The 22,433-nt window shown below is 72.0% G+C and carries 15 protein-coding genes; 1 reads left to right on the top strand and 14 read right to left on the bottom strand.

What is annotated here, in order from left to right; all coding sequences use genetic code 11:
• Positions 1–283: 283 nt before the first annotated feature.
• From ACFRAC_RS02235 to ACFRAC_RS02200, 8 genes are all read right to left on the bottom strand, one after another.
• Positions 284–1,843, bottom strand: a complete 1,560-nt coding sequence (locus ACFRAC_RS02235; protein WP_382919609.1) for an alkaline phosphatase D family protein — start codon at positions 1,841–1,843, stop codon at positions 284–286.
• Positions 1,844–2,060: 217 nt separating this feature from the next.
• Entirely contained in the window at positions 2,061–2,294 is a 234-nt protein-coding gene (locus ACFRAC_RS02230) for a hypothetical protein (RefSeq protein WP_382919607.1), read from the bottom strand.
• 232 nt (positions 2,295–2,526) lie between these two features.
• Positions 2,527–3,972: a GTPase ObgE gene (gene obgE, locus ACFRAC_RS02225; RefSeq protein WP_382919605.1), complete on the bottom strand. Its 1,446-nt coding sequence runs from the start codon at positions 3,970–3,972 to the stop codon at positions 2,527–2,529.
• A 138-nt stretch (positions 3,973–4,110) separates the two neighbouring features.
• Entirely contained in the window at positions 4,111–4,365 is a 255-nt protein-coding gene (rpmA, locus tag ACFRAC_RS02220; RefSeq protein WP_382919600.1) for a 50S ribosomal protein L27, read from the bottom strand.
• A gap of 14 nt (positions 4,366–4,379) precedes the next feature.
• Positions 4,380–4,700, bottom strand: coding sequence for a 50S ribosomal protein L21 (gene rplU / locus ACFRAC_RS02215; protein ID WP_004931419.1), 321 nt, complete (start codon positions 4,698–4,700; stop codon positions 4,380–4,382).
• Positions 4,701–4,946: 246 nt separating this feature from the next.
• Positions 4,947–8,975, bottom strand: a complete 4,029-nt coding sequence (locus ACFRAC_RS02210; protein WP_382919598.1) for an Rne/Rng family ribonuclease — start codon at positions 8,973–8,975, stop codon at positions 4,947–4,949.
• A gap of 261 nt (positions 8,976–9,236) precedes the next feature.
• Complete coding sequence (locus ACFRAC_RS02205) at positions 9,237–10,019, bottom strand: TIGR03936 family radical SAM-associated protein (protein WP_382919597.1); 783 nt, start codon at positions 10,017–10,019, stop codon at positions 9,237–9,239.
• 48 nt (positions 10,020–10,067) lie between these two features.
• Positions 10,068–11,138, bottom strand: coding sequence for a hypothetical protein (locus ACFRAC_RS02200; RefSeq protein WP_382919596.1), 1,071 nt, complete (start codon positions 11,136–11,138; stop codon positions 10,068–10,070).
• A 385-nt stretch (positions 11,139–11,523) separates the two neighbouring features.
• On the opposite strand from ACFRAC_RS02200, the gene ACFRAC_RS02195 reads away from it, so the two are divergent.
• Positions 11,524–12,096 (top strand): hypothetical protein, encoded by a 573-nt coding sequence (locus ACFRAC_RS02195; protein WP_382919594.1) that lies wholly within the window; start codon positions 11,524–11,526, stop codon positions 12,094–12,096.
• 77 nt (positions 12,097–12,173) lie between these two features.
• Here the strand turns inward: ACFRAC_RS02195 and ACFRAC_RS02190 are convergent, their stop codons facing one another.
• From ACFRAC_RS02190 to mreD, 6 genes are all read right to left on the bottom strand, one after another.
• Positions 12,174–14,231 (bottom strand): restriction endonuclease, encoded by a 2,058-nt coding sequence (locus tag ACFRAC_RS02190; protein WP_382919593.1) that lies wholly within the window; start codon positions 14,229–14,231, stop codon positions 12,174–12,176.
• A gap of 233 nt (positions 14,232–14,464) precedes the next feature.
• Positions 14,465–16,438 (bottom strand): TIGR03960 family B12-binding radical SAM protein, encoded by a 1,974-nt coding sequence (locus tag ACFRAC_RS02185; protein ID WP_382919591.1) that lies wholly within the window; start codon positions 16,436–16,438, stop codon positions 14,465–14,467.
• 88 nt (positions 16,439–16,526) lie between these two features.
• A complete protein-coding gene (locus ACFRAC_RS02180; protein ID WP_382919589.1) occupies positions 16,527–18,029 on the bottom strand; it encodes a CHAD domain-containing protein in 1,503 nt (500 codons plus the stop codon).
• A gap of 94 nt (positions 18,030–18,123) precedes the next feature.
• Positions 18,124–19,323 carry a rod shape-determining protein RodA gene (rodA, locus tag ACFRAC_RS02175; RefSeq protein WP_382919587.1) on the bottom strand — a complete coding sequence of 400 codons (1,200 nt, stop codon included), beginning with the start codon at positions 19,321–19,323 and terminating at the stop codon, positions 18,124–18,126.
• Positions 19,320–21,581, bottom strand: a complete 2,262-nt coding sequence (gene mrdA, locus ACFRAC_RS02170) for a penicillin-binding protein 2 (RefSeq protein ID WP_382919585.1) — start codon at positions 21,579–21,581, stop codon at positions 19,320–19,322. The genes rodA and mrdA overlap by 4 nt, the downstream gene beginning before the upstream one ends.
• A gap of 167 nt (positions 21,582–21,748) precedes the next feature.
• Positions 21,749–22,420: a rod shape-determining protein MreD gene (mreD, locus tag ACFRAC_RS02165; protein ID WP_382919584.1), complete on the bottom strand. Its 672-nt coding sequence runs from the start codon at positions 22,418–22,420 to the stop codon at positions 21,749–21,751.
• Positions 22,421–22,433 lie beyond the last annotated feature (13 nt).

Here is a 22,433-nt window from a genome sequence, read left to right as displayed (position 1 = left end):
GGGTGTGGGGGCTTGGTGGGGGGGGCGTCCCCAGGTTACCGGGGTCCTTGGCCCCCCCACCCGACGGGCTGGGGGGGGCCGGGTTTCCCCGCGCGGCCGCCACACAGGGGTGCGTATCTCCACATCCGTACGGAATGCTCCGTCCCCTCCGTCGCCCCGGCCGCACCGTTCACCGCTGGTCCGCGATCGGGAATTCTGAATCAGGATTCCGCAGCGATCGGGTTCCCATGCGGTGACCCCGGAGACGCTCGGACTCCGGGGCCACAGCCGGGTGTTACCTGGGTCACACCACCTCGACGCCGGGCTGGCCCGCCTCGACCCGCAGCCGGGCCAGCGTGCTCGCGGTCGCCGTGGGCCGGCGGACCGTGTCCACCATCCGCACCCGGGCGTCGATGCCGTCGTGGCGGATGTCGAAGAGGTGGTAGCCGCGGTGGGCGTCGATCAGCTTCCAGTGCGGGTTGTCCGGCACCCTCGGGTCCCACTCCCGGTGGAAGGCGTCCTGGTCCTGGTCGCCGTTGCTGGAGACGGACGTGCCGACGAACTCGGCGCCGATCACGTCGGATCGCGGGTCGGCGAAGTCCTCCTTCAGATCGCTGACCATCGTGAAGTGCCGGTCGCCGGACAGCACGACGGGGTTGCGGACGTGCCTCAGCTCCTCCAGCAGAGCGTTGCGTTCGGCCTGGTAGCCGTCCCAGGCGTCGTAGTACCAGAGTTTGCCCTCGCCGACCTGGAGGTCGGTCTCCGCCATCATGATCTGCGAACCGATCAGGTTCCAGCGGGCCGGCGAGTGGCGCAGCCCGTCGAGCAGCCACCGCTTCTGCCCGGCGCCGAGCATGGTGCGCGCCACGTCCTGGGCGCCTTCCTGCGTGGTGGCCTGGTCGCTGCGGTACTGGCGGGTGTCCAGCACGCTGAGCCGCGCGAGGCGACCGAACTCCAGGCGGCGGTGCATGCGGATGTGCGGGCCGTCGGGGACGGCGCTCGCGCGGACCGGCATGTGCTCGTAGTACGCCTGGTAGCCCGCCGTCAGCCGGGCCACGAAGGCGTCGTGCGGTTGCTTGTCCGGGTCCTGCGGGACCTCGCCGGCGAAGTCGTTGTCGATCTCGTGGTCGTCGAAGGTGACGACCCAGGGCGCGGCCGCGTGCATCGCCGCGAGGTCGGGGTCGGTGCGGTACTGGGCGTACCGGTTGCGGTACTGGTCGAGGGTGTACGGCTCACCGCTCCCCTCGTGCCGCCGCACGCCGGTGGACGACGGCGTCGACTCGTAGATGTAGTCGCCGACGAACAGGACGACGTCGGGGTCCTGGGCCGCCATGTCGGCGTACGGCGTGAAGTAGCCGTGCTGCCAGTTCTGGCAGGAGGCCAGGGCCATGCGCAGCCGGCCGCCGGAGCTCGCGGGGTGCGGGGCGGTGCGCGTGCGGCCGGTGGGCGAGAGCTGCCCGCCCGCGCGGAAGCGGTACCAGTACGTCCGGCCGGGGCGCAGCCCGCGGACGTCGACGTGGACGCTGTGGCCCAATTCGGGCCGGGCCTGGGCGGTGCCCCGGCGCACCGGCTTGCGGAACCGCTCGTCGTCGGCGATCTCCCACGCGACGGAGACGGTCCGGGCGGGCATCCCGCCGCCGTTCAGCGGGTCGGGCGCCAGCCGCGTCCACAGCACGACGCCGTCGGGCAGCGGGTCGCCCGAGGCGACGCCGAGGCTGAACACCCCGTCCGGCAGCGGCTTCTCGGTGGCACGGGCGGCCGCGGGCAGCCACAGCTGCGCGGAGGCCGCCGCGCCGAGCACCGCGGCACCCGCGGTGAGCACTCGGCGCCGGTCGGGCGACGTGGATGCGGACACACCGGTCATCGGTGAACTCCCCTGCCTCGCTTGCTCCGTGGACACTTCGGATGCTCGCGCTCCCGGGCGGACCCGGCGCTGAACAGCGAGCTTCGCGTGCATGACAAATGGGGAGACATCAGAGGTTCCGTCACGGCACGGCGGTGTGCTCCGGCGCGTCTGTGGGGTGCGCCGGTGCCCGCGCCGCGACGGGTGCGGTGTTCGGTCGGCGGCCGGGCCGCCCGGGTCAGTCGTCGAAGTCGGCCGCCGGCCTCGCCTTCGCGGCGACCGTGCCGAGGGTCCCGGCGCCGAAGGTGGACGAGCCCGTCGGGGTGATCCCGGACGCCGAGGAGGGGAACACCCGCACCGACCCGGCGTTCTCGTTCTCACCGGGCGCCCCGGCGACGAGTTCGGCAGCGGTGGCGAGCCCCAGGCGTCTGGGGCGCGAGAGCGGGATACGGCGGTGGGAACGTGGGGGCACGGCAACTCCGTCGATCCGAACGGCGGTTGAGGCGCGGCGAGGTTCACGATCCTCGTGCACGCCGCCCGGTACGACGCATCGGGCCGCCCGGGGGTTGTCACAGGAACCCCACGAGTCTCCCCACGGTTCACCGATCAGGCAAGCGTGCCGGCCCGGAGCGTGCGGATACGACGACGCCGGGACCACCCGTGGTGGCCCCGGCGTCGCTCACACCGCGTGGGATCCGTGTCTGTCAGAACGGCTTGAAGTCGTCGAACTCCTGCGACGCCTCGTCCCGCTCGGCCTGCCGGTCGCGCCGGCGCTGCGTGGCGGGCCGGGGCTCCTCGAAGCGGTGGTCCTCGCCACGGCGGCCCAGCATCTCCGCGCCCGCCGTCAGCGTCGGCTCCCAGTCGAAGACGACCGCGTTGTCCTCGGGGCCGATGGCGACGCCGTCACCGGAACGGGCGCCGGCCTTCATCAGTTCCCCTTCCACACCGAGGCGGTTCAGCCGGTCCGCGAGGTAGCCCACGGCCTCGTCGTTGTTGAAGTCGGTCTGCCGCACCCAGCGCTCGGGCTTCTCGCCGCGCACCCGGAACAGCGGCTCGCCGCCGGCCTCCTCGCGGGTCACGGTGAACCCGGCGTCGTCGACGGCCTTCGGCCGGATCACGATCCGCGTCGCCTCTTCCTGCGGCTTCGCGGCCCGCGCCCGGCCCACCATCTCGGCCAGCGCGAACGACAGCTCCTTGAGCCCGATGTGGGCGACGGCGGACACCTCGAAGACGGTGTAGCCACGGGACTCCAGGTCCGGCCGCACCATCTCGGCGAGGTCCTTGCCGTCCGGTACGTCGATCTTGTTCAGGACGACGATCCGCGGACGGTTGTCGAGGCCGCCGTACTCGCGCAGCTCCGCCTCGATGATGTCCAGGTCGGAGACGGGGTCGCGATCGGACTCCAGCGTCGCGGTGTCCAGGACGTGCACGAGCACGCTGCACCGCTCGACGTGGCGCAGGAACTCCAGGCCCAGGCCCCTGCCCTGGCTGGCGCCCGGGATCAGACCGGGGACGTCGGCGATGGTGTAGACGGTCGAACCGGCCGTCACCACACCGAGGTTGGGGACCAGCGTGGTGAACGGGTAGTCGGCGATCTTCGGCTTGGCGGCGCTCAGCACCGAGATCAGCGAGGACTTGCCCGCGCTCGGGTAGCCGACCAGCGCCACGTCGGCGACGGTCTTCAGCTCCAGCACGATGTCCTGCAGGTCGCCGGGCTCGCCGAGCAGCGCGAAGCCGGGCGCCTTGCGCCGGGCCGAGGCCAGCGCGGCGTTGCCGAGGCCGCCCCGGCCGCCCTGCGCGGCGACGAAGGACGTGCCGTGCCCGACCAGGTCGGCGAGGACGTTTCCTGCCTTGTCCAGCACCACGGTGCCGTCCGGCACCGGCAGGATCAGGTCCTGGCCGTCCTTGCCGGAGCGGTTGCCGCCCTCACCGGGCTTGCCGCTGGTGGCCTTGCGGTGCGGGGAGTGGTGGTAGTCGAGCAGCGTGGTGACCGACTGGTCGACGGTGAGGATCACGTCGCCGCCGCGCCCGCCGTTGCCGCCGTCGGGTCCGCCGAGCGGCTTGAACTTCTCACGGTGGACGGAGGCACAGCCGTGGCCTCCGTTACCCGCGGCGACATGCAGTTCGACGCGGTCCACGAAGGTGGTCATGGTCAGTGCCTCCAGAAAGTACGGGGTGGTTCTTCGGTAACACGCGAAAGGCGGACCCGCCTTCCCGACCGGGAAGTGAGGTCCGCCTCGCGAAACGTTCGGTCGAAGCCCTGCGCACAGGGCCGTGAGTCAGAGGACTCAGGCGACCGGGACGACGTTCACGACCTTGCGGCCACGGCTGGAGCCGAACTCCACCGCACCGGCCTGCAGCGCGAACAGCGTGTCGTCGCCGCCACGGCCGACGCCCGCACCGGGGTGGAAGTGGGTTCCGCGCTGGCGGACCAGGATCTCACCCGCGTTGACGACCTGACCGCCGAAGCGCTTCACGCCGAGCCGCTGGGCGTTCGAGTCGCGACCGTTCCGGGTGGACGATGCGCCCTTCTTGTGTGCCATGTCTCCTCAGTCCCTTACTTCGCAGCCGCGGGGATCTCAGTGACCTTGATCGCCGTGTACTGCTGGCGGTGGCCCTGACGACGGCGGTAGCCGGTCTTGTTCTTGTAGCGCAGAATGTCGATCTTCTGCCCCTTGTGGTGGTCCACGACCTCGGCCTGGACCTTGATGCCGGCCAGCACCCACGGGTCGCTGGTCACAGCGTCGCCGTCGACAACGAGCAGGGTCGAGAGCTCGACCGTGTCGCCAACCTTGGCAGTGGAAATCTTGTCAACCTCAACGATGTCGCCGACAGCAACCTTGTGCTGGCGACCACCGCTGCGCACGATGGCGTACACGCGGATCTCACTCTCTCGCTCGGGAACGGCACCCCCGCAGTCCAGCCGCCCGGCACGCGGACGGCCTCTCCGAAGCACCCGGTGCGTCGGAGGACGAGGTTTACGGGGATGTGGCGCGTCCTATATCCACGGACACACCGAGGGTCAAGGTTACGGGGCCGCTGCCGAGGGGGTCAAACCGGGCCCGGCCCCGAACGGGTGCGGCCGGTCACAGGGACCGGCCGCACTCGTGTCACACGGGACGCGTCACTCGTCGGTGGTGGCGGAGACCGTGGTCTTCGTCGCCGTCGACTTGGCCGCGGCCGTCTTGGCGGTCTTGGTCGCCTTCTTGGCCGTGGCCTTCTTGGCGACCGTCTTCTTAGCCGCCGTCTTCTTGGCCGCGGCCTTCTTCGCGGTGGCCTTCTTGGCCGTCTTACGGGCCGTCTTCTTGGCCGGAGCGGCCTCCTCGGCGCCCTCGGCGTCCTCGGCGCCCTCGGCGACCACCGGCAGCTCCTCGGCCGCCGGCGCCTCGTCGACTGCCGGTGCCTCCTCGGCGGCGGGGACGACCATGACGGCCGCCTCCTCCGACGCGGTCGGCGCGGTGGCCTTGCGCACGGCACGGCGGCGCTGGCGGGCCGGGGCGGCGCTCTCCGCGACCGGCTCGGCGGGCGCCTCGGCCCGCTCGGCCGGAGCCTCCTCGGCGACCGGCTCCGCGACCGGCTCGGGCGCCGTCTCGGGGACCGTCACGACGGCGGCCTCGGCCCCCGCGGGGGACCCTGCGGGCGCGGACACCTTGCGGGTGGCGCGGCGCCGCGTCCGTCCCTTGGGCGCGGCCTCCTCGGCGGCGGGCGCCTCGGTGGCGGGCTCCTCCGCGGCGGGCGCGGCCCGCACGACCGCGTCCTCCATGGCCGCCGGCTCGGCGGTCGCCTCGGCGGCCGGCTCCGGCTGGACCGGACGGGCGATCTCCTCGGCGACGGTCACGTCCTGGGCGGTGGGAACCGCCTCGGCCCTCCTCGGCGCACCGGCCGGGGCCGACGCCCGCCGGCCCCCGCGGCGCCGGGAGCGCCCGCCGCGCGCGGCGGCCTCCGCCTCGGCGACGCTGCTGTACAGCTCCTCGTCGGGCGCGAACGCGGGCTCCGCGAGCGCGGCCGGCTCGGCGACCTCGGCGGCGACCTCGGCCTCCGTCTCCGCCTCCTCCTCGGCCGTCTCGGCCGTCTCGATGACGACGGACGCCTCGTGCACGTGCTCGGGACCGGCGCCGGCCCGCGCGCGCTTCTTGCGCTTGCTCGCGCCGCCACCGACGGACGTGGGCTGCTCCATGTGCACGATGACACCGCGGCCGTTGCAGTGGACGCAGGTCTCGGAGAAGGACTCCAGCAGGCCCTGGCCGACCCGCTTGCGGGTCATCTGGACCAGGCCGAGCGAGGTCACCTCCGCCACCTGGTGCTTCGTACGGTCCCGGCCCAGGGACTCCAGCAGGCGCCGCAGCACCAGGTCCCGGTTGGACTCCAGCACCATGTCGATGAAGTCGATGACGATGATGCCGCCGAGGTCGCGCAGCCGCAGCTGGCGCACGATCTCCTCGGCCGCCTCCAGGTTGTTCCGGGTGACCGTCTCCTCGAGGTTGCCGCCCTGGCCGGTGAACTTGCCGGTGTTGACGTCGACCACGACCATCGCCTCGGTCCGGTCGATCACCAGCGAGCCGCCGCTGGGCAGCCAGACCTTGCGGTCCAGCGCCTTGGCGAGCTGCTCGTCGATCCGGTACGCGGCGAAGACGTCGACCTCGCTGGTCCACTTCTGGAGCCGCTCGGTCAAGTCGGGCGCCACGTGCGAGACATAGCCGTGGATCGTCTCCCACGCCTCGTCACCGCTGACGACGACCTTGGAGAAGTCCTCGTTGAAGATGTCCCGGACGACCCGGACGGTCATGTCCGGCTCGCCGTAGAGCAGCGTCGGGGCGTTGCCGCTCTTGGCCTTCTTCTGGATCTCCTCCCACTGCTGCTGGAGCCGCTCGACGTCACGGCGCAGCTCGTCCTCGCTCGCGCCCTCGGCGGCGGTGCGCACGATGACGCCCGCGTCCTCGGGGACGATCTTCTTGAGGATGGTCTTCAGCCGGGCCCGCTCGGTGTCGGGCAGCTTGCGGCTGATGCCGGTCATCGAGCCCTCGGGCACGTACACGAGGTAGCGGCCCGGCAGGGAGACCTGGCTGGTCAGACGGGCACCCTTGTGCCCGATCGGGTCCTTCGTCACCTGGACGAGGACCGACTGGCCGGACTTCAGTGCGGACTCGATGCGGCGCGGCCCGTGGGCCATGCCGAGCGCCTCGAAGTTGACCTCACCGGCGTAGAGCACGGCGTTGCGGCCCTTGCCGATGTCGATGAAGGCGGCCTCCATCGACGGCAGCACGTTCTGGACCTTGCCCAGGTAGACGTTGCCGACGTACGACGTCGACTGCTCCTTGTTGACGTAGTGCTCGACGAGCACGTTGTCCTCGAGGACGCCGATCTGGGTGCGGTCGCCGTACTGGCGGACGACCATCACGCGCTCGACGGCCTCACGGCGGGCCAGGAACTCGGCCTCGGTGATGATCGGGACGCGGCGGCGGCCCTGCTCGCGGCCCTCGCGGCGGCGCTGCTTCTTCGCCTCCAGACGCGTGGAGCCCTTGATGGACTGCACCTCGTCGGACGGCTCGGCCTTCGGCCGGGGCTCGCGGACCTTGACGACGGTGCGCTCGGGGTCGCCGTCGCCCGGCTCGGTGTCCATGGAGGTGTCACCGGCGCGACGGCGCCTGCGGCGGCGCCGGCGGCTGCTGGTGGAGCCGGAGCCCGCGGAGTCGTCGTACGCCTCCTCGGCGTCCTCCTCCTCCTGCTCGGCGGTGTCCTCGGCGTCCTGCTCGGCCTGCGCGGCGGCGGTCTCCTCGGTGTCGGAGTCGCTGCCGTCGGCGTCCGGCTCCCCGGAGTCACCGCGACGGCGGCGACGGCCACCGCGGCGGCGGCGCCGGCGCGAGCCCGTCTCCTCGGACTCGTCGCCGTCGGCGGAGTCCTCGGCCTCGTCCTCGGTGTCGTCGGCCTCGTCCTCGGCGGCGGGCTCGACGGGCTGCGGCTCGGCCTCCTCGCCACGGCGGCGGCGACGGCGGCGCGGAGCGACGGGCTGCTCCTCGCGAAGCTCCTCGTCGTCCTCGGTCTCCGTCTCGGCTGCGGCCTCGGCGGCGGCGCGCTGCGGCGTCTGGAACTGCGGCTCGGTGAACACAGGCGCCTGGAAGACGGCCACGGCGGGCCGCGACGGGCGCGGCGCCTCCTCGGACGCCTCACCGGCGGACCGCGCGGGCTCGGCGAAGCCGGTGGCGGCACGCCGGACGGCGCGGCGACGGCGGCGCGGGGCGGCGTCGTCCTCGGCGGCGACGGCGGTCGCGGCGGGGCTCTCGGTCTCGATACCCGGGGTCACCGGGGTCTCGGCGGTCACCGGCGTCCCCGCCGCGGTCTCCTCGGAGACCTCCTCCGAAACCTCCTCGGCGGCGGCCGGGGCGGCCGTACGGCGGGTGGCGCGGCGGCGCGTGCGACGCGGGGCGGCCTCGTCCTCGGACGCGGCGGCCTCGGCGCTCTCACCCGACTCGGCGGGCATCTCGGCCCGGGCGGGCTCCTGCTCGGTCACCGGTGCCTCCTCGGCCGGGGCGGCCTGAACGGCTTCCGGCGCGGCGGAACTCCGGGTGGCGCGACGGCGCGTACGGCGCGGGGCGGCCTCGGGGGTCTCCTCGACCGCGGCTGCCTCGGCGTCGTCCTCGGTGGGCTTGACGTCCTCGGTCTCCTGCGCGGGAACGGGGGCCGCGGCGGGCGCGGTCACCCGGCGGGTCGCACGGCGCCGCGTGCGCGGCGGGGCCGGCTCCTCGGACACCTCGGCGGCGGCCGGGGCGGGCTCGGCGGCGACCGGCTCGGCGGCCGTGGCGGGCACCACGGTCTCGGCCGCGGCCTCGGCCGCCGGCGAACCGGTGGGCGCGGACGCACGGCGCACCGCACGCCGGCGCGTACGGACCGGAGGCGCGGGCTCCGGGGTCTCCTCGGCCTCGGCGGCGACGTCGGCCTCGACGGCCTCGACGTCGTCCTTCTCCTCGTCGGCCTGGTCGGCCTCGGCGGCCGGTATGGCCGGCTCGACCACCTCCGCGGGCTGCGCTCCGGCGGCAGCGGCGGGCGGTCCCGCCGGCCGGGAGGCGGCACGGCGCCGGCGCGGCGGCAGGGTGTCGCTCGGAGTGTTCAGTTCGGAGTCCGTGGCGGACTCTGTGGGTTCGGTCGGCTCAAGCATGCGGGCGTTTCTCCCGTCAGGCTCCCGGGCGCCGCGCCTGGTCCGGCGGTGTGCCGGTGACGTCCGCGGCTCGCGCGATGCGCGACTGCCGCCGTCCGGGGCGCGGGCGCCGCACGGGAGCTCTCTGTGTCCTGTCTCGCCGGTTCCGTACGCCTCATGCGCACGGCCTGGCGAAAGTCTTCTGGTCGGTGCGCTGCCCGACCCAGGTGGCTCCCGAGTACGAGGGCGGCGCTTCGACGTCCGTCCCTACGCGGAACTTCCTTACGCCGACGCCGTCGCGGCGGCAGCGGTCCCGGCCTCGGTTGGGGCCGTCGCTGCCTCGCGGTCGGGCGCGAGCGGGTCGGTCACCGTGCCGGTCTCTTCATCGAGCAGCCCCTGCGCCAGCCTGGTCACCGCTGCGGGGACCGGCGGCGCCAGGTCGGCCACGGCGCGGAGACCGGACAGGACGTCGTCGGGTCGTACGGCAGGCGTCACGTGCCGAACAACCAGCCGCAGTATCGCACAGGGCCGGTCCGTCGGCCTATCGGCCTGCGAACTGTGTGTTTCCGAATGCTGGACGCTCTCGAGATGGGCGACCGCGGGACGGGCGTCGAAAGTGCGTACGCCGTTCTTGGTCATGCGCTGGACCTCGACGGTCTCGGCGGCCTGGAACGCGGCGACCGCTCGCGCGGCGTCGGCCGGCTCCACCCCGTCGAGACGCAACTCCCAGACGGACGCCGTGAGACGGTCGGCGAGCCCGGAGGTCCGGGCCTCGACCGCGTCCACGACATCGAGCCCGGCGGGCAGCGACTCGTCGAGCAGCGCCCTGAGCTGCTGCGGATCCCGCGCCTCGGTGAGCGCGATCTCCAGGTACTCCGCCTCACTGCCCGTGCCGGTGGGTGCGGCATTGGCGTACGACACCTTCGGATGCGGCGTGAACCCCGCCGAGTACGCCATGGGCACCTCGGAGCGGCGCAGCGCACGCTCGAAGGCGCGCTGGAAGTCACGGTGGCTGGTGAACCGGAGGCGGCCGCGCTTGGTGTAACGCAGTCGGATGCGCTGCACCGCGGGTGCGGGCGGCGGGCCTTCGGGCTGTCGCTTGCCCAGTGTCGTTCAGTCCTTCGTGAGAGCGGTCGTACTGCTACCAAGAGTACGTGTCTCGTGCGCCGGACGTTCCCGCCGGGCCACCTTCTCGTGCCGTTCCGACTGTCCGAACAGCGTCCGGCGGATGTCGGCGCGCGCCTGCCGGGCGGACGCGCGGACGGACGCCAGGGCCTGCCGGGTCGCCCGCCCGGCAGCGCGCGCGGCCTCGGCGGCGGGCCGCAGCAAGAGGTCCCGTACGACATGTCCGGCCGGGGTGAGCACGGTCCGGTACACCCAGCGCACCGGTTCCACGAAGATCCACCGCAAGAGGGTCCCGAGGAAGCGCCCGACGGCGCGCGAGACGCGCCCCGCGACCCGCCAGGTGTGCCCGAGGGCGTCCCGGACCTCCCGTCCGATGACCGCGAGGACCCGCCCCACAGGGGCCAGCACCCAGCGGTACAGGCCCACGGCGGGCAGCACGAGCAGCACGCGGAGGGTCCAGTACAGGCTGGTCCCGACGCCGGTGACGGCGATCCGTACGGTCCAGGCGATCGCGCGCCCCACGGGCGCGAGGATCCACGTGTACAGCCACACTGCGGGCACGACGAGGAGGTACCGCCCCAGCCAGGCCAGCGCCGCGAGGACGCCGAGCCCGGTCGCCGCGAGGATCGCGCCGATCCCCCGCAGGACCCACATGACGGCCCGGCCGACCGGCGTGAGCACGCGCGCGTGGAGCCACGTCAGACCGGCCCCGATCCCCCGGCCCACCCACGCGCACGCGTGGCCGAGCGGAGTGAGCACGTACCGGTACAGCCAGACCAGGGGGACGACGAGCAGCACGTTCCCCAGCCAGGCGAGTCCCCGGCCGAGAGGCACGAGGAGATACCGCCACAGCGCGACGAACGGCCACACGAACAGCGCCCGCCCCAGCGGGCGCAGCACGACGTCCCTCAGGAAGCGCCCGCCGGCGACGAGCGCGTCCCACACCATCCGCACCGGCACGACCAGCAGGAGCACCACGATGCGCACGGGTATGCGGATCGCGACCACCAGGCACCCTTCGGGCTGCCGGCGCGGTGGCGGCGCCTTCTCCAGATCCATACCGGCGTAGACGTGGCGGTGGCCTGGTCGGATGCACTCCGGCGGGAGAGATCTGCGTCAGTGCGTCAACAGGAGGCGAATCGGCCGAAGTCGGTGATGTCGAGCTTGACGCCCTGCGCGGTCTTGAGGGTGGCCGGCGTCTCGCCCTCGGCGGTCCGGCCCGGCCGCACCGCTGCCCCGGCTACGACGCGTCTTCCTCGGCGGCCCGGGCGGCTGCGGCCGGCCCGCGGAGGGCGGCAGACCACAGTCGCGCTCACCCCGACTGAGGACCACCCGCGGGCGGCTGGTTCGCCGCGGCGAACGGAGCGCAGCCACTCCGGCGACGGTGAGGCCCCGCTGTCAGTGCCGGTCGGTAGGGTGCGCGCAAAGAGTGGGAGGGGGACCCATGGGATTCTCCGGGCATCTGGTCTTCGCACGCAGCAGCCGTCCGCTGCGGAAGAGCCCTGTGTTCGACGGCGCCGAGGATGCCGTCGACCTGGACGAGCGGCGCGTCGGCGGCTGGCAGACGGTCCAGCTCCGCCAGGGCACCTGGAACGTGGAACGGCTCCCCGCCGTCGTCGACTGGACCGGCGCCCCCGCGTGTGTCGCCGACGTCTCCGACAGCGACCTGGCCCTCGTCACCGGGCTGGACACCACCGGCCGGCGCTGGCAGGCGTGGCTGAACCTGGACGCCGTCGCCCGGCTGCTCGTGGAGGAGCCCGACGACGTGGACGACCCGATCACCTGGCTCTACACGCCTGCGTTCCACGAGGCCGTCCGCCGCAAGCGCGCCGAACTCGACCAGGCCATCCCCGAGGACGCCGAGGGCGCCCTCGCCTGGGCCGAAGCCGCCGGCGTCCACCCCCCGGCCGAGCGCTCCGCCGTCGAGAAACTGCTGCGTTCCCAAAAGCCCTTCGCGGAGGACCTGTTCAGGGCCCTGCTGGACACGCTGGGCTTCCCGAGACCCACGAACGCCTGACCCCGCACCCGGCCGGGGCGAACTCCACCACGACGCACTCCACCTGCCCCGGCCCCACGCCCAACCGGAACTCCCTGCTAATCCACCTCGACCCCGTAGTCCCGCAGGAGCTCCTCCAGACCTCGCGCGTAGCCCTTTCCGCCAAGGACGAAGTCCCAGTCGCCGTTCGCCCGGTGCCGGAAGGAGCCCAGCACCAGGGCCGTCTCCCCGGAACGGCCGTCCGAGACCTCGAGCCGGCCGAGCTCCGCCCTCGCCGGGTCCAGCAGCCGGATGCAGGCATCGGTGAAACCTGACAGATCGGCGTCAGGGTTCACCTCGGGGTCGACGGCGGCCACGAGCACGAACCGGTCGGCCTCCCGCGGGAGCGCGTCGAAGGAGACACGGATCGCCGCCTTGTCCGGCGCCTGCGCGGGCACGGCTCGCACCGAACCGTCCGGGGTCTGCGGGTTGTTGAAGAACACGAAGTGCTCCTCGCTCAGCACGCGGCCACCTCGGCAGACGAGTGCGCAGACGTCAAGCGCCACGTTCCCCGCCCAGGTCATGCCCAGGACGTTGTGGTCGTCGGCCAGGTTCGCCGGCCCGGACGGCGTCGTCCGTGCGGGAACCGGCCGGCCTCCCTCCCCCAGGCGCCCGCGCAGACCATGCCGGTGCAGCAGATCGACCAGCTCGCTGCCGGAGATGAGCTCCAGCGGCTTGCCCCGGGCGAAGGTGTGCGAGCCAGGCCCGAACGCCGAGGTGGTCACGAGAACGCCCTTGTTGGCGCCGCGGTCCTGGACCGTGCCGTACAGGTCACGCACCGCGGTGGGCGGAACCGTGTTCCGGTAGCGCTTCACCTGGACGACGATCTTGCCGCCTCGAATGGGCGTCGGATCCGTCGCGTCGACGTCTACGCCCCCGTCGTTCGACCGCTGGGTCGTCACCGCCCGCATGCCCATCGCTCGGAAAAGATCGGCGACCAGGGACTCGAACGCGATCGGGTCCATGTCGAACAGATCCGGCTCCCCGTCACCGCCGTGGGTGAGGACGTGGTCGCCCACGTCCTGGGGCCGGCGGCTCGGCCGTACGGCGGTGAGCTGGTCGGGACGCGTCGCGATCTGCCCGCGCAGGGCATCGGTCAGGCAGCTGACGGGATCCACCTGCTCCAGATGGAACCCGGTGAAGTCCGGCCGCTCGGCCATGACGGTCGCGAGGAAGATGTGGGTCTGCCGTCCCGTCGCGGGGTCGGGCGCGTCCACGAAGCCGTTGAGGGCGACCGAGTCGAGGATGCCGTACTCATCGGCGGCGAACAGCTGATGCAGCACCAGCAGCACGCTCTGCGCCAGCACCTCCCGGTACAGCGCCCGCCGCTGGGACACGGGGCGGGCCGTCTCCTTGTCCTGGTCCTGGGACGGCACGTACCGCACCGACTTCACCTCGGGTACGACGTCGTACGCGGGCATCTCCCAATCCAGGACGAGTTGCCTCGCCGCCCGGTCGAAGGCCGCGGAGATCTGCCGCGGGAAACCTTCGGGCCAGGCGGTCGACGAGTACAGCGCCGCCGAGAAGTACTCGACCACGGAATCCGGCTCGCCGCGCCTCACCCCGGCGGTCACCTCCGAGATGCCGGAATTGTGCCGACGGATCTCCGACCGCTGGGCCTCCGCTGCCCGCTCGTACGCCCGCTGAGCGGCCGCCAGCCGCTGCAACCGCTCCGCCTCGGCAGCCTGTGCCCCGTGCAGGTCGTGTTCGAAACGAGCCCGTGCCTCCGCCTGGGCCTGTGCCCGCCGGCTCGCGGTCCAGCCGCCCTGCGTCTGGTACTGGCTCTGATCGGGCATCCGCACCGGCCACGCGAGCGACCCGGGATCGAACGGGGGGATCACCTCCGGGCGCATGAGGGAAGCCGCCCTGAAGGCGGGCGCCTGGCATCCGGCGCCCAGCAGCCCCTGCAGGGTCGTGACCTGGGCCTCGATCTCCTCCGTGTGCCGCCTGGCCTCCGCCTGCCGGAACTCGCGATATTCCTGCGCCGCGCGCCGCTGGTAGGTCCGCGCCTGCCTGGCCGCCTCCCGCTGCTGCCGTGCCTCGGCTTCCCTCTGGCGTTGCTGCTGACGCTGCATCTCAGCCCAGACGCCGACCAAACCAGCAGAGCGACGACTCATGCGCTACCTGCCCTCCCCAGGGACGTCGGCACCGCCGACCAGAAAAGTGGTTGCCCCCACAACCAGCAGTAACAATCCGACTTTATCCAGCAACCGTCATCTTGGACATCAACTTGCCAAAGGCAACCTCAGCCGGACATCACGGCAGCTCAGCGGCCCGGAACAGCCGCGAGCCCCCCTCCGGTCCAGGAGGGGAGCTCGAGTGGCCGTACGGGTGTGGATGCCCCGGTCGGTCAGTGAGCGTGGCCGCTCGGTGCCGGTGCCGTGTTCTTCACCGTCAGCGGCAGCAGCTTCTTGCCCGTCGGGCCGATCTGGATCTGGGTGTCCATCTGCGGGCAGACGCCGCAGTCGAAGCACGGGGTCCAGCGGCAGTCCTCGACCTCCGTCTCATCGAGGGCGTCCTGCCAGTCCTCCCAGAGCCAGTCCTTGTCGAGGCCGGAGTCCAGGTGGTCCCAGGGCAGGACCTCCTCGTAGGCGCGTTCGCGCGTCGTGTACCAGTCGACGTCCACGCCGTAGGGGGCCAGGGCCTTGTCGGCGCAGGCCATCCAGCGGTCGTAGGAGAAGTGCTCGCGCCAGCCGTCGAAGCGGCCGCCGTCGTCGTAGACGGCGCGGATGACGGCGCCGATGCGGCGGTCGCCGCGGGAGAGCAGGCCCTCGACGATGCCGGGCTTGCCGTCGTGGTAGCGGAAGCCGATGGAGCGGCCGTACTTCTTGTCGCCCCGGATCTTGTCCCGGAGCTTCTCGAGGCGGGCGTCCGTCTCCTCCGCCGAGAGCTGCGGGGCCCACTGGAACGGGGTGTGGGGCTTCGGGACGAAGCCGCCGATCGAGACCGTGCAGCGGATGTCGTTCGACCCCGACACCTCGCGGCCCTTGGCGATGACCTTCGTCGCCATGTCGGCGATCTGCAGGACGTCCTCGTCGGTCTCGGTGGGCAGACCGCACATGAAGTACAGCTTCACCTGGCGCCAGCCGTTGCCGTACGCGGTGGCGACCGTGCGGATCAGGTCGTCCTCGGAGACCATCTTGTTGATGACCTTGCGCATCCGCTCCGAGCCGCCCTCGGGGGCGAAGGTGAGACCGGACCGGCGGCCGTTGCGTGTCAGCTCGTTCGCCAGGTCGACGTTGAAGGCGTCCACGCGGGTGGAGGGCAGCGAGAGGCCGATCTTGTCGTCCTCGTACCGGTCGGCCAGGCCCTTGGCGATGTCGCCGATCTCGCTGTGGTCCGCCGAGGAGAGGGACAGCAGGCCGACCTCCTCGAAGCCGGTCGCCTTCAGGCCCTTCTCGACCATGTCGCCGATCCCGGTGATCGAGCGCTCACGGACCGGGCGGGTGATCATGCCGGCCTGGCAGAAGCGGCAGCCGCGGGTGCAGCCGCGGAAGATCTCCACGGACATGCGCTCGTGGACCGTCTCGGCCAGCGGGACGAGGGGCTGCTTGGGGTACGGCCATTCGTCGAGGTCCATGACCGTGTGCTTGGACACCCGCCACGGGACGCCCGACCGGTTGGGGACCACGCGGGCGATCCGGCCGTCGGGCAGGTACTCGACGTCGTAGAACGCCGGGATGTAGACCCCGCCGGTCTTCGCGAGACGGAGCAGGACCTCCTCGCGGCCACCGGGCCGGCCCTCCGCCTTCCACTCCCGGATGATCCGGGTCATGTCCAGCACGGCCTGCTCGCCGTCACCGATGACGGCGGCGTCGATGAAGTCGGCGATCGGCTCGGGGTTGAACGCGGCGTGCCCGCCGGCCAGGACGATCGGGTCGTCGACCGTGCGGTCCTTGGACTCCAGCGGGATGCCCGCGAGGTCCAGGGCGGCCAGCATGTTCGTGTAGCCGAGTTCGGTGGAGAAGGACAGGCCGAACACGTCGAACGCCTTCACCGGCCGGTGGCTGTCCACCGTGAACTGCGGGACGTCGTGCTCCCGCATCAGGGCCTCCAGGTCCGGCCACACGCTGTAGGTGCGCTCGGCGAGGACGCCCTCCTGCTCGTTCAGGACCTCGTAGAGGATCATGACGCCCTGGTTGGGCAGCCCGACCTCGTAGGCGTCGGGGTACATGAGCGCCCAGCGGACGTCGCAGGACTCCCACGGCTTGACCGTGGAGTTGAGTTCTCCGCCGACGTACTGAATCGGCTTCTGCACATGCGGGAGCAGAGCTTCGAGCTGCGGGAACACGGACTCCGCGGCCGCAGCGGTTTCGGCAGACATCTCGCGAACCTTCGTGAGCTGGACTGAACTGACAGGGGTGACCATCTAGCCTAACGCGGCCCCGGGCGCCCCCAGCACGCCCCGAGGGTCACAGGGCGTCCGCCCCGTCCTTGGCGCCGGCCCAGAACGCGGGCAGCTCGGCCTCCACGGCGGCCGCCCGCCGCTCCTCCCGCCCGTACAGCAGTCCGAAGGTGAAGGCGCTGTCGCCGGCGGCGTGCGCGAGCGCGGCCAGCTCGCGCAGAGTCCGGCGGGCCATGACGCTGTCCTGGTGCTCGCCCAGCAGGTTCTGCAGGGCCTTCATGGACTTCACCAGGTCCTTCGCCGGACCGCCGAGGGCCGGTACGGCCGCCTCCGCCGCGTACCGGGTGCGCTTGGTCTTCTTGCGGGCCTCGTGGATGGCGACGTCGCGCTCGGTGCCGGGCTCCAGCTCCTGCGCCTGCCGCACGAGCGCGGCCACCTTGCCGAAGTCCTTGCGTACGGCCTTGGCGAGCACCTTGCCCGGCTTCTTCCCGGCGGCCTTCAGCAGCGGCGGGTCGGCGAGCGCCCCGTCGAGCGCGTCGAGCAGCGCCAGATAGCGGCGGGAGTCGAGGACGCCGATGAGGCGGGCGCTCGCGCCGCCCGGCCGGTTTCCGGCCCAGGTGCTCAGCCGCTCGGCGACGGGCCCGGCGACCAGGGAGGCGGGTACCTCGGCGAGGGCGGCGGAGAGGCGTTCGCTCAGGACCTCCCGGTCCCGGTCCACGCCGAGCTCACCGGCCAGCCATTTGAGCTCGTCGGCGATCGGGTCGGTGACGGTCCGGTCGAGGACCTTGCCGAAGGACTTGAAGGCGCTGCGGGTGCGGCGGGTGGCGACGCGCATGCTGTGGACGGAGTCCTCGGCGTCCTGGCGTACCGCCGGGTCGAGGGCGACGATCGTGTCGCGCTGGGTGCGGAGATACGCGAGGACGTGGTCGCCGGCGGTCTGCGACCGCTCCGCGGACGCGGGGGCGAGCTTCCGCGGCGCGGTCTCGGCGAGGGCGCGGGCGAGCTTCGACGGTGACGCCGACGGCCGTACGCCCGCCTTGCGCAGCCGTTTCTCGACCTGGTCGAGCAGGGCCGGGTCGCCGTCGTCCGCCAGTTCCACCTCGATCTCGGTCCACCGGGTCCGGCCGCCCCCTCCGGTGAGCCGCTCGGCCCGGACGGCGTCCACGCTGACCTCGGCGAGGACCCGCCCGTCGGCGTCCACGAGGTCACGGGCATCGCGGTCGGAGCGCAGCCGGATCACCGGCACCAGCTCGGCGTGGCGGACGCGGGAGCGGACCAGGGCGGCGAGGTCGGCGGGAAGGGTGTCGGAGAGCGGGGCCTGGATCTCGTCCCGCACTCCGGGGGCGACGGGGAACTTCAGATGCCAGCCGGCGTCGGAGCCGCCGGTTCTGCGACGGAGGGTGACCGCCGCTCCGGCGAGGCGCTCGTCGGTGGTGTCGTAGTAGGTGGCGTCCAGATGCGCGACACCCTTCTCGATCACGGCCGCGACCCCGGCGACACCGGTCAGGTCGGGCAGGCCGCCGCCGTCGGACTCGTACTTCCGCTCGATCTCCCGCTTGGTGTCCGCCATGAACCGAATGTAATCGGACTCCGGGGGGCGGCGACAGGCCGTGAACCGCGTAAGCGGGCGGTTCACGGCCTGCCCTGCGTGCCGGGGGGCCGCCTCAGGCCGACATCGGGCGTTGCACCCGGATGGACTGGAGCAGTCCCACCGCTATCCAGACGATGAACATCGACGAACCTCCGTAGGACACGAACGGCAGCGGCAGACCGGTGACCGGCATGATCCCGAGGGTCATCCCGACGTTCTCGAACGTCTGGAAGGCGAACCAGGCCACGATGCCGGCCGCGACGATCGTCCCGTACAGCTCGGTGGTTCCGCGGGCGATACGGCAGGCCCGCCACAGGATGACGCCGAGCAGCAGGATGATCAGTCCGCCGCCGACGAAGCCGAGCTCCTCCCCCGCCACCGTGAAGACGAAGTCGGTCTGCTGCTCCGGCACGAACTGGCCGGTGGTCTGCGAGCCGTGGAACAGCCCCGAGCCGGTCAGCCCGCCGGAACCGATCGCGATACGCGCCTGGTTGGTGTTGTAGCCGACGCCGGCCGGGTCGAGCTCGGGGTTGGCGAAGGCCGCGAAGCGGGCGATCTGGTAGTCGTCCAGGACGCCGAGCTGCCATACGGCGATCGCGCCCGCGGTGCCCGCGCCGATCAGCCCGAAGACCCAGCGGTTGGAGGCGCCGGAGGCGAGGAGCACCCCGAGCACGATCACCACCATGACCATGACGGAGCCGAGGTCGGGCATGAGCATCACGATCAGCATGGGTACGGCGGCCAGGCCCAGTGCCTGCACCACCGTGCGGTGGTCGGGGTACTGCTTGTCGCCCGCGTCGACGCGCGCGGCCAGCAGCATCGCCATCCCCAGGATGATCGTGACCTTGACGAACTCCGAGGGCTGGAGCGAGAAGCCGCCGGGGAGCTGGATCCAGGAGTGGGCGCCGTTGATCGTGGAGCCGAGCGGGGTGAGGACCAGCAGGATCAGGAAGACGGACAGGCCGTAGAGGATGGGCACGGCCGTGCGCAGGGCGCGGTGGCCCAGCCACACGGTCCCGACCATGAGGGCCAGCCCGATCCCGGTGTTCAGCACGTGCCGGATCAGGAAGTAGTACGGGTCGCCCTGGTTGAGCTCGGTGCGGTTGCGGGTCGCCGAGTAGACCAGGACGGCGCCGATCATCGACAGGGCGACACCGGCGAGCAGTATCGGCCAGTCCAGCCGGCGGGCGAGCGAGTCCCGGGCGAACAGGCGGGACCAGCCGACCCGCTGCGGCCCGTAACCGGAGACCTGGAAGCTGTTGGCGCCGGTCATGTGAGCATCCTCCGGCTTCCGCGCCTACGGCTTCTGCGCCCTCGGCGCCGGGTGTCCCGGTTCTCGGGCGACTGCGTCGACACGGTCCCGGCGAGCTGCTGCGGGTCCGGGTCGGCCTCGTTCTTCTGGGTGGCGCGCTGCTCCTTCGCCGGGTCCTTGGAGACCTTCGGCGAGGTGATGGTGCCGTCGGTGCGGACCTTCGGCAGCTTCTTCTGCGGGGTGGGCAGCAGCGCGTTCTTCTTGTCGATGGTGCCGTCGTCGGAGACGCCGTACAGGGCGTCGTAGATGTTGCGCACGGCCGGGCCGGAGGCGCCCGAACCGGTACCACCCTGGGAGATCGTCATGACGACCGAGTAGTCCTTGGTGTACGTCGCGAACCACGAGGTGGTCTGCTTGCCGTAGACCTCGGCGGTACCGGTCTTGGCGTGCATCGGGATCTTGTCCTGGGGCCAGCCGACGTCGGCGAACCGCCAGGCGGCGGTACCGCGGGTGGCGACACCGGCGAGGGCGTCGTCCATACGGACGAGCGTCTGACGGTTCATCGGCAGCTTGCCGTGCGGCTTGGGCTTGATCTCCTCGACGCTCTTCCCGTCGGGGCTGACGACGGCCTTGCCGACGGTCGGGTCGTAGAGCGTGCCGCCGTTGGAGATGGCCGCGTAGATCGTGGCCATCTGGATGGGGGTGACGAGGGTGTCGCCCTGGCCGATGGAGTAGTTGACGGAGTCACCCGCGCGCAGCCGGTTGCCTTCGAGGCAGTTCTCGTAGGCGATCTGCTCGGCGTAGGAGCCGCCCTTCTTGCCGTACTTGCACCAGGCGTCCTTGTTGGCCTTCCAGTAGTCCTGCTTCCACTTGCGGTCGGGGACGCGCCCGGTGACCTCGTTGGGCAGGTCGATGCCGGTCTCGGCGCCCAGGCCGAACTGGTGGGCCGTCTTGTAGAACCAGTCCTTGGCCTTCTTCTTGGGCTTGGTGCCGCCGTCGCGCTTCCACTCCTGGTGGGAGAGCCGGTAGAAGACGGTGTCGCAGGACACCTCCAGGGCGCGGCCGAGGCTGATGCCGCCGTAGCCCTTGGACTCGAAGTTCTTGAAGACCTGGCCGCCGATGGAGTACGAGCTGGAGCACTCGTAGGGGCCGTCGAAGGAGTAGCCGGCGTTGACCGCGGCGGCGGTCGGGATGACCTTGAAGATCGAGCCGGGTGCCGACTGGCCCTGGATCGCGCGGTTGAGCAGCGGGTAGTTGGAGGACTTGCCCGTCAACTGCTTGTAGTCCTTCGCGGAGATGCCGCCCACCCAGGCGTTGGGGTCGTAGGTGGGGTTGGAGGCCATCGCGACGATGCGGCCGGTCTTGGCCTCCATGACGACGACCGCGCCCGAGTCGGCCTTGTACGGCTCGTTGGTGTTGCGGTCCCACTCCTTGCGGGCTTCCTTCATCGCCTCGTTCAGCTCGTACTCGGCGACCCGCTGGACGCGGGCGTCGATGCTGGTGACGAGGTTGGCACCGGGCTGCGCCGGGTCCGCCTCGGCCTCGCCGATGACCCGGCCGAGGTTGTCGACCTCGTAGCGGGTGACGCCGGCCTTCCCGCGCAGCGCCCTGTCGTACTGGCGCTCCAGGCCGGAGCGGCCGACCTGGTCGGAGCGCAGGTACGGCGAGTCGGTGTCCTGGGCCTGCTGGAGCTCGTCGTCGGTGACCGGGGAGAGGTAGCCGAGCACCTGGGCGGTGTTGGCGCCGCCCGGGCTCGGGTACCGGCGCAGAGCCTGGGGCTCGGCGGTGATGCCGGGGAAGTCCTCGGCCCGCTCCCGGATCTGGAGGGCCTGCTTGGGGGTGGCCTCGTCGGTGATGGGGATGGGCTGGTACGGCGAGCCGTTCCAGCAGGGCTGGGGGGTCTTGGCGTCGCAGAGCCGGACCTTCGCCATGACCTCGGCGGGCTTCATGCCCAGCACACCGGCCAGCTTGGTGAGGACGGCCTTGCCGTCGTCCGGCATCTTCAGCAGGTCGGTGCGGGAGGCGGAGACCACGAGCCGGGTCTCGTTGTCCGCGAGGGGCACGCCGCGGGCGTCCAGGATCGAGCCGCGCACGGCGGGCTGGACGACCTGCTGGACGTGGTTGCCCGACGCCTCCTTGGCGTAGGCCTCTCCCTCACGGATCTGGAGGTACCACAGGCGTCCGCCGAGGGTGCCCAGGAGGGAGAGGACGAGGATCTGGATGACGACGAGCCGGATCTGGACGCGGGGCGTCCGGCCGGTCTCGGGAATGTTGCTCACTGCGGCTGTCTCCCCCTCTCAGTGCGTGTGCCGGTGCGCGTGGGCCGGTGCGAGCACGGACGTCTGTGCGGACCGTCCGTACGGCTGTGCGTGTACGAGTGTGGAACGTCCCGCCGATGAGCCCGGGTTCCCTCCCGGCTCACCCGTCCGGGTGAACTCCGCTGGCCTCACAGGCGCTTGACCCCCTTGATGCGCCCGGCGCGTGCCGTGCGCGCCCGGACCGTCCTGACCTTCAGGCCGCCCCGCTGGCCGCCGATCCGCAGACCGGTGCCGCCGGAGAGCCAGCCGGAGGAGATGTCGGTCTTCTTCGCCTGGGTGCTGCTCTCGGCGAGCGGGTCGTTCTCGGCGCGGCGGGCCAGCGCCATGATCCCGGGGACGACGAAGGGCGCGAGCAGCAGGTCGTACAGCGCCGCCGTGAACAGGAGGCTGCCGAGCCCGACATGGCGGGCGGCGGTGTCACCGACGAGCGCGCCGACGCCCGCGTACAGCAGCGTCGTGCCGACCGCGGCGACGACCACGACGACCATGGGCCCGGTGGCCGACTTGAGCTTTCCGTTGTCCGGTTTGAACAGGCCGGCGAGATAGCCGATGACGCACAGGACCAGCGCGTAGCGGCCGGCGGCGTGGTCGGCGGGCGGCGCGAGGTCGGCGAGCAGACCGGCGCCGAAGCCGACGAGGGCGCCGCCGACATGGCCGTAGACGAGGGCGAGGCCCAGGACCGTCAGGAGCAGCAGATCCGGTACGGCGCCGGGCAGATGGAGCCGGGCGAGGACGCTGACCTGGATGACCAGGGCGACAACGACCAGGGAGGTGGAGAGCAGGATCCGGTTGACGCGCATGAGGGCTCAGCTC

It is taken from the genome of Streptomyces sp. NPDC056628 (assembly GCF_042792555.1).
Taxonomy (GTDB): Bacteria; Actinomycetota; Actinomycetes; order Streptomycetales; family Streptomycetaceae; genus Streptomyces.
The sequence above is the reverse complement of the archived record's forward strand: the minus strand, read 5'-3'. Positions and strand labels throughout refer to the sequence as shown.

Bases quoted from the DNA above. Each gene is read 5' to 3' on its own strand.
- ACFRAC_RS02180 (WP_382919589.1), bottom strand. From the start codon at position 18,029: ATGGCGGACACCAAGCGGGAGATCGAGCGGAAGTACGAGTCCGACGGC.
- mreD (WP_382919584.1), bottom strand. From the start codon at position 22,420: ATGCGCGTCAACCGGATCCTGCTCTCCACCTCCCTGGTCGTTGTCGCC.
- ACFRAC_RS02195 (WP_382919594.1), top strand. From the start codon at position 11,524: ATGGGATTCTCCGGGCATCTGGTCTTCGCACGCAGCAGCCGTCCGCTG.
- ACFRAC_RS02210 (WP_382919598.1), bottom strand. From the start codon at position 8,975: ATGCTTGAGCCGACCGAACCCACAGAGTCCGCCACGGACTCCGAACTG.
- ACFRAC_RS02200 (WP_382919596.1), bottom strand. From the start codon at position 11,138: ATGGATCTGGAGAAGGCGCCGCCACCGCGCCGGCAGCCCGAAGGGTGC.
- rpmA (WP_382919600.1), bottom strand. From the start codon at position 4,365: ATGGCACACAAGAAGGGCGCATCGTCCACCCGGAACGGTCGCGACTCG.
- ACFRAC_RS02235 (WP_382919609.1), bottom strand. From the start codon at position 1,843: ATGACCGGTGTGTCCGCATCCACGTCGCCCGACCGGCGCCGAGTGCTC.
- ACFRAC_RS02185 (WP_382919591.1), bottom strand. From the start codon at position 16,438: ATGTCTGCCGAAACCGCTGCGGCCGCGGAGTCCGTGTTCCCGCAGCTC.
- obgE (WP_382919605.1), bottom strand. From the start codon at position 3,972: ATGACCACCTTCGTGGACCGCGTCGAACTGCATGTCGCCGCGGGTAAC.
- rodA (WP_382919587.1), bottom strand. From the start codon at position 19,323: ATGACCGGCGCCAACAGCTTCCAGGTCTCCGGTTACGGGCCGCAGCGG.
- ACFRAC_RS02190 (WP_382919593.1), bottom strand. From the start codon at position 14,231: ATGAGTCGTCGCTCTGCTGGTTTGGTCGGCGTCTGGGCTGAGATGCAG.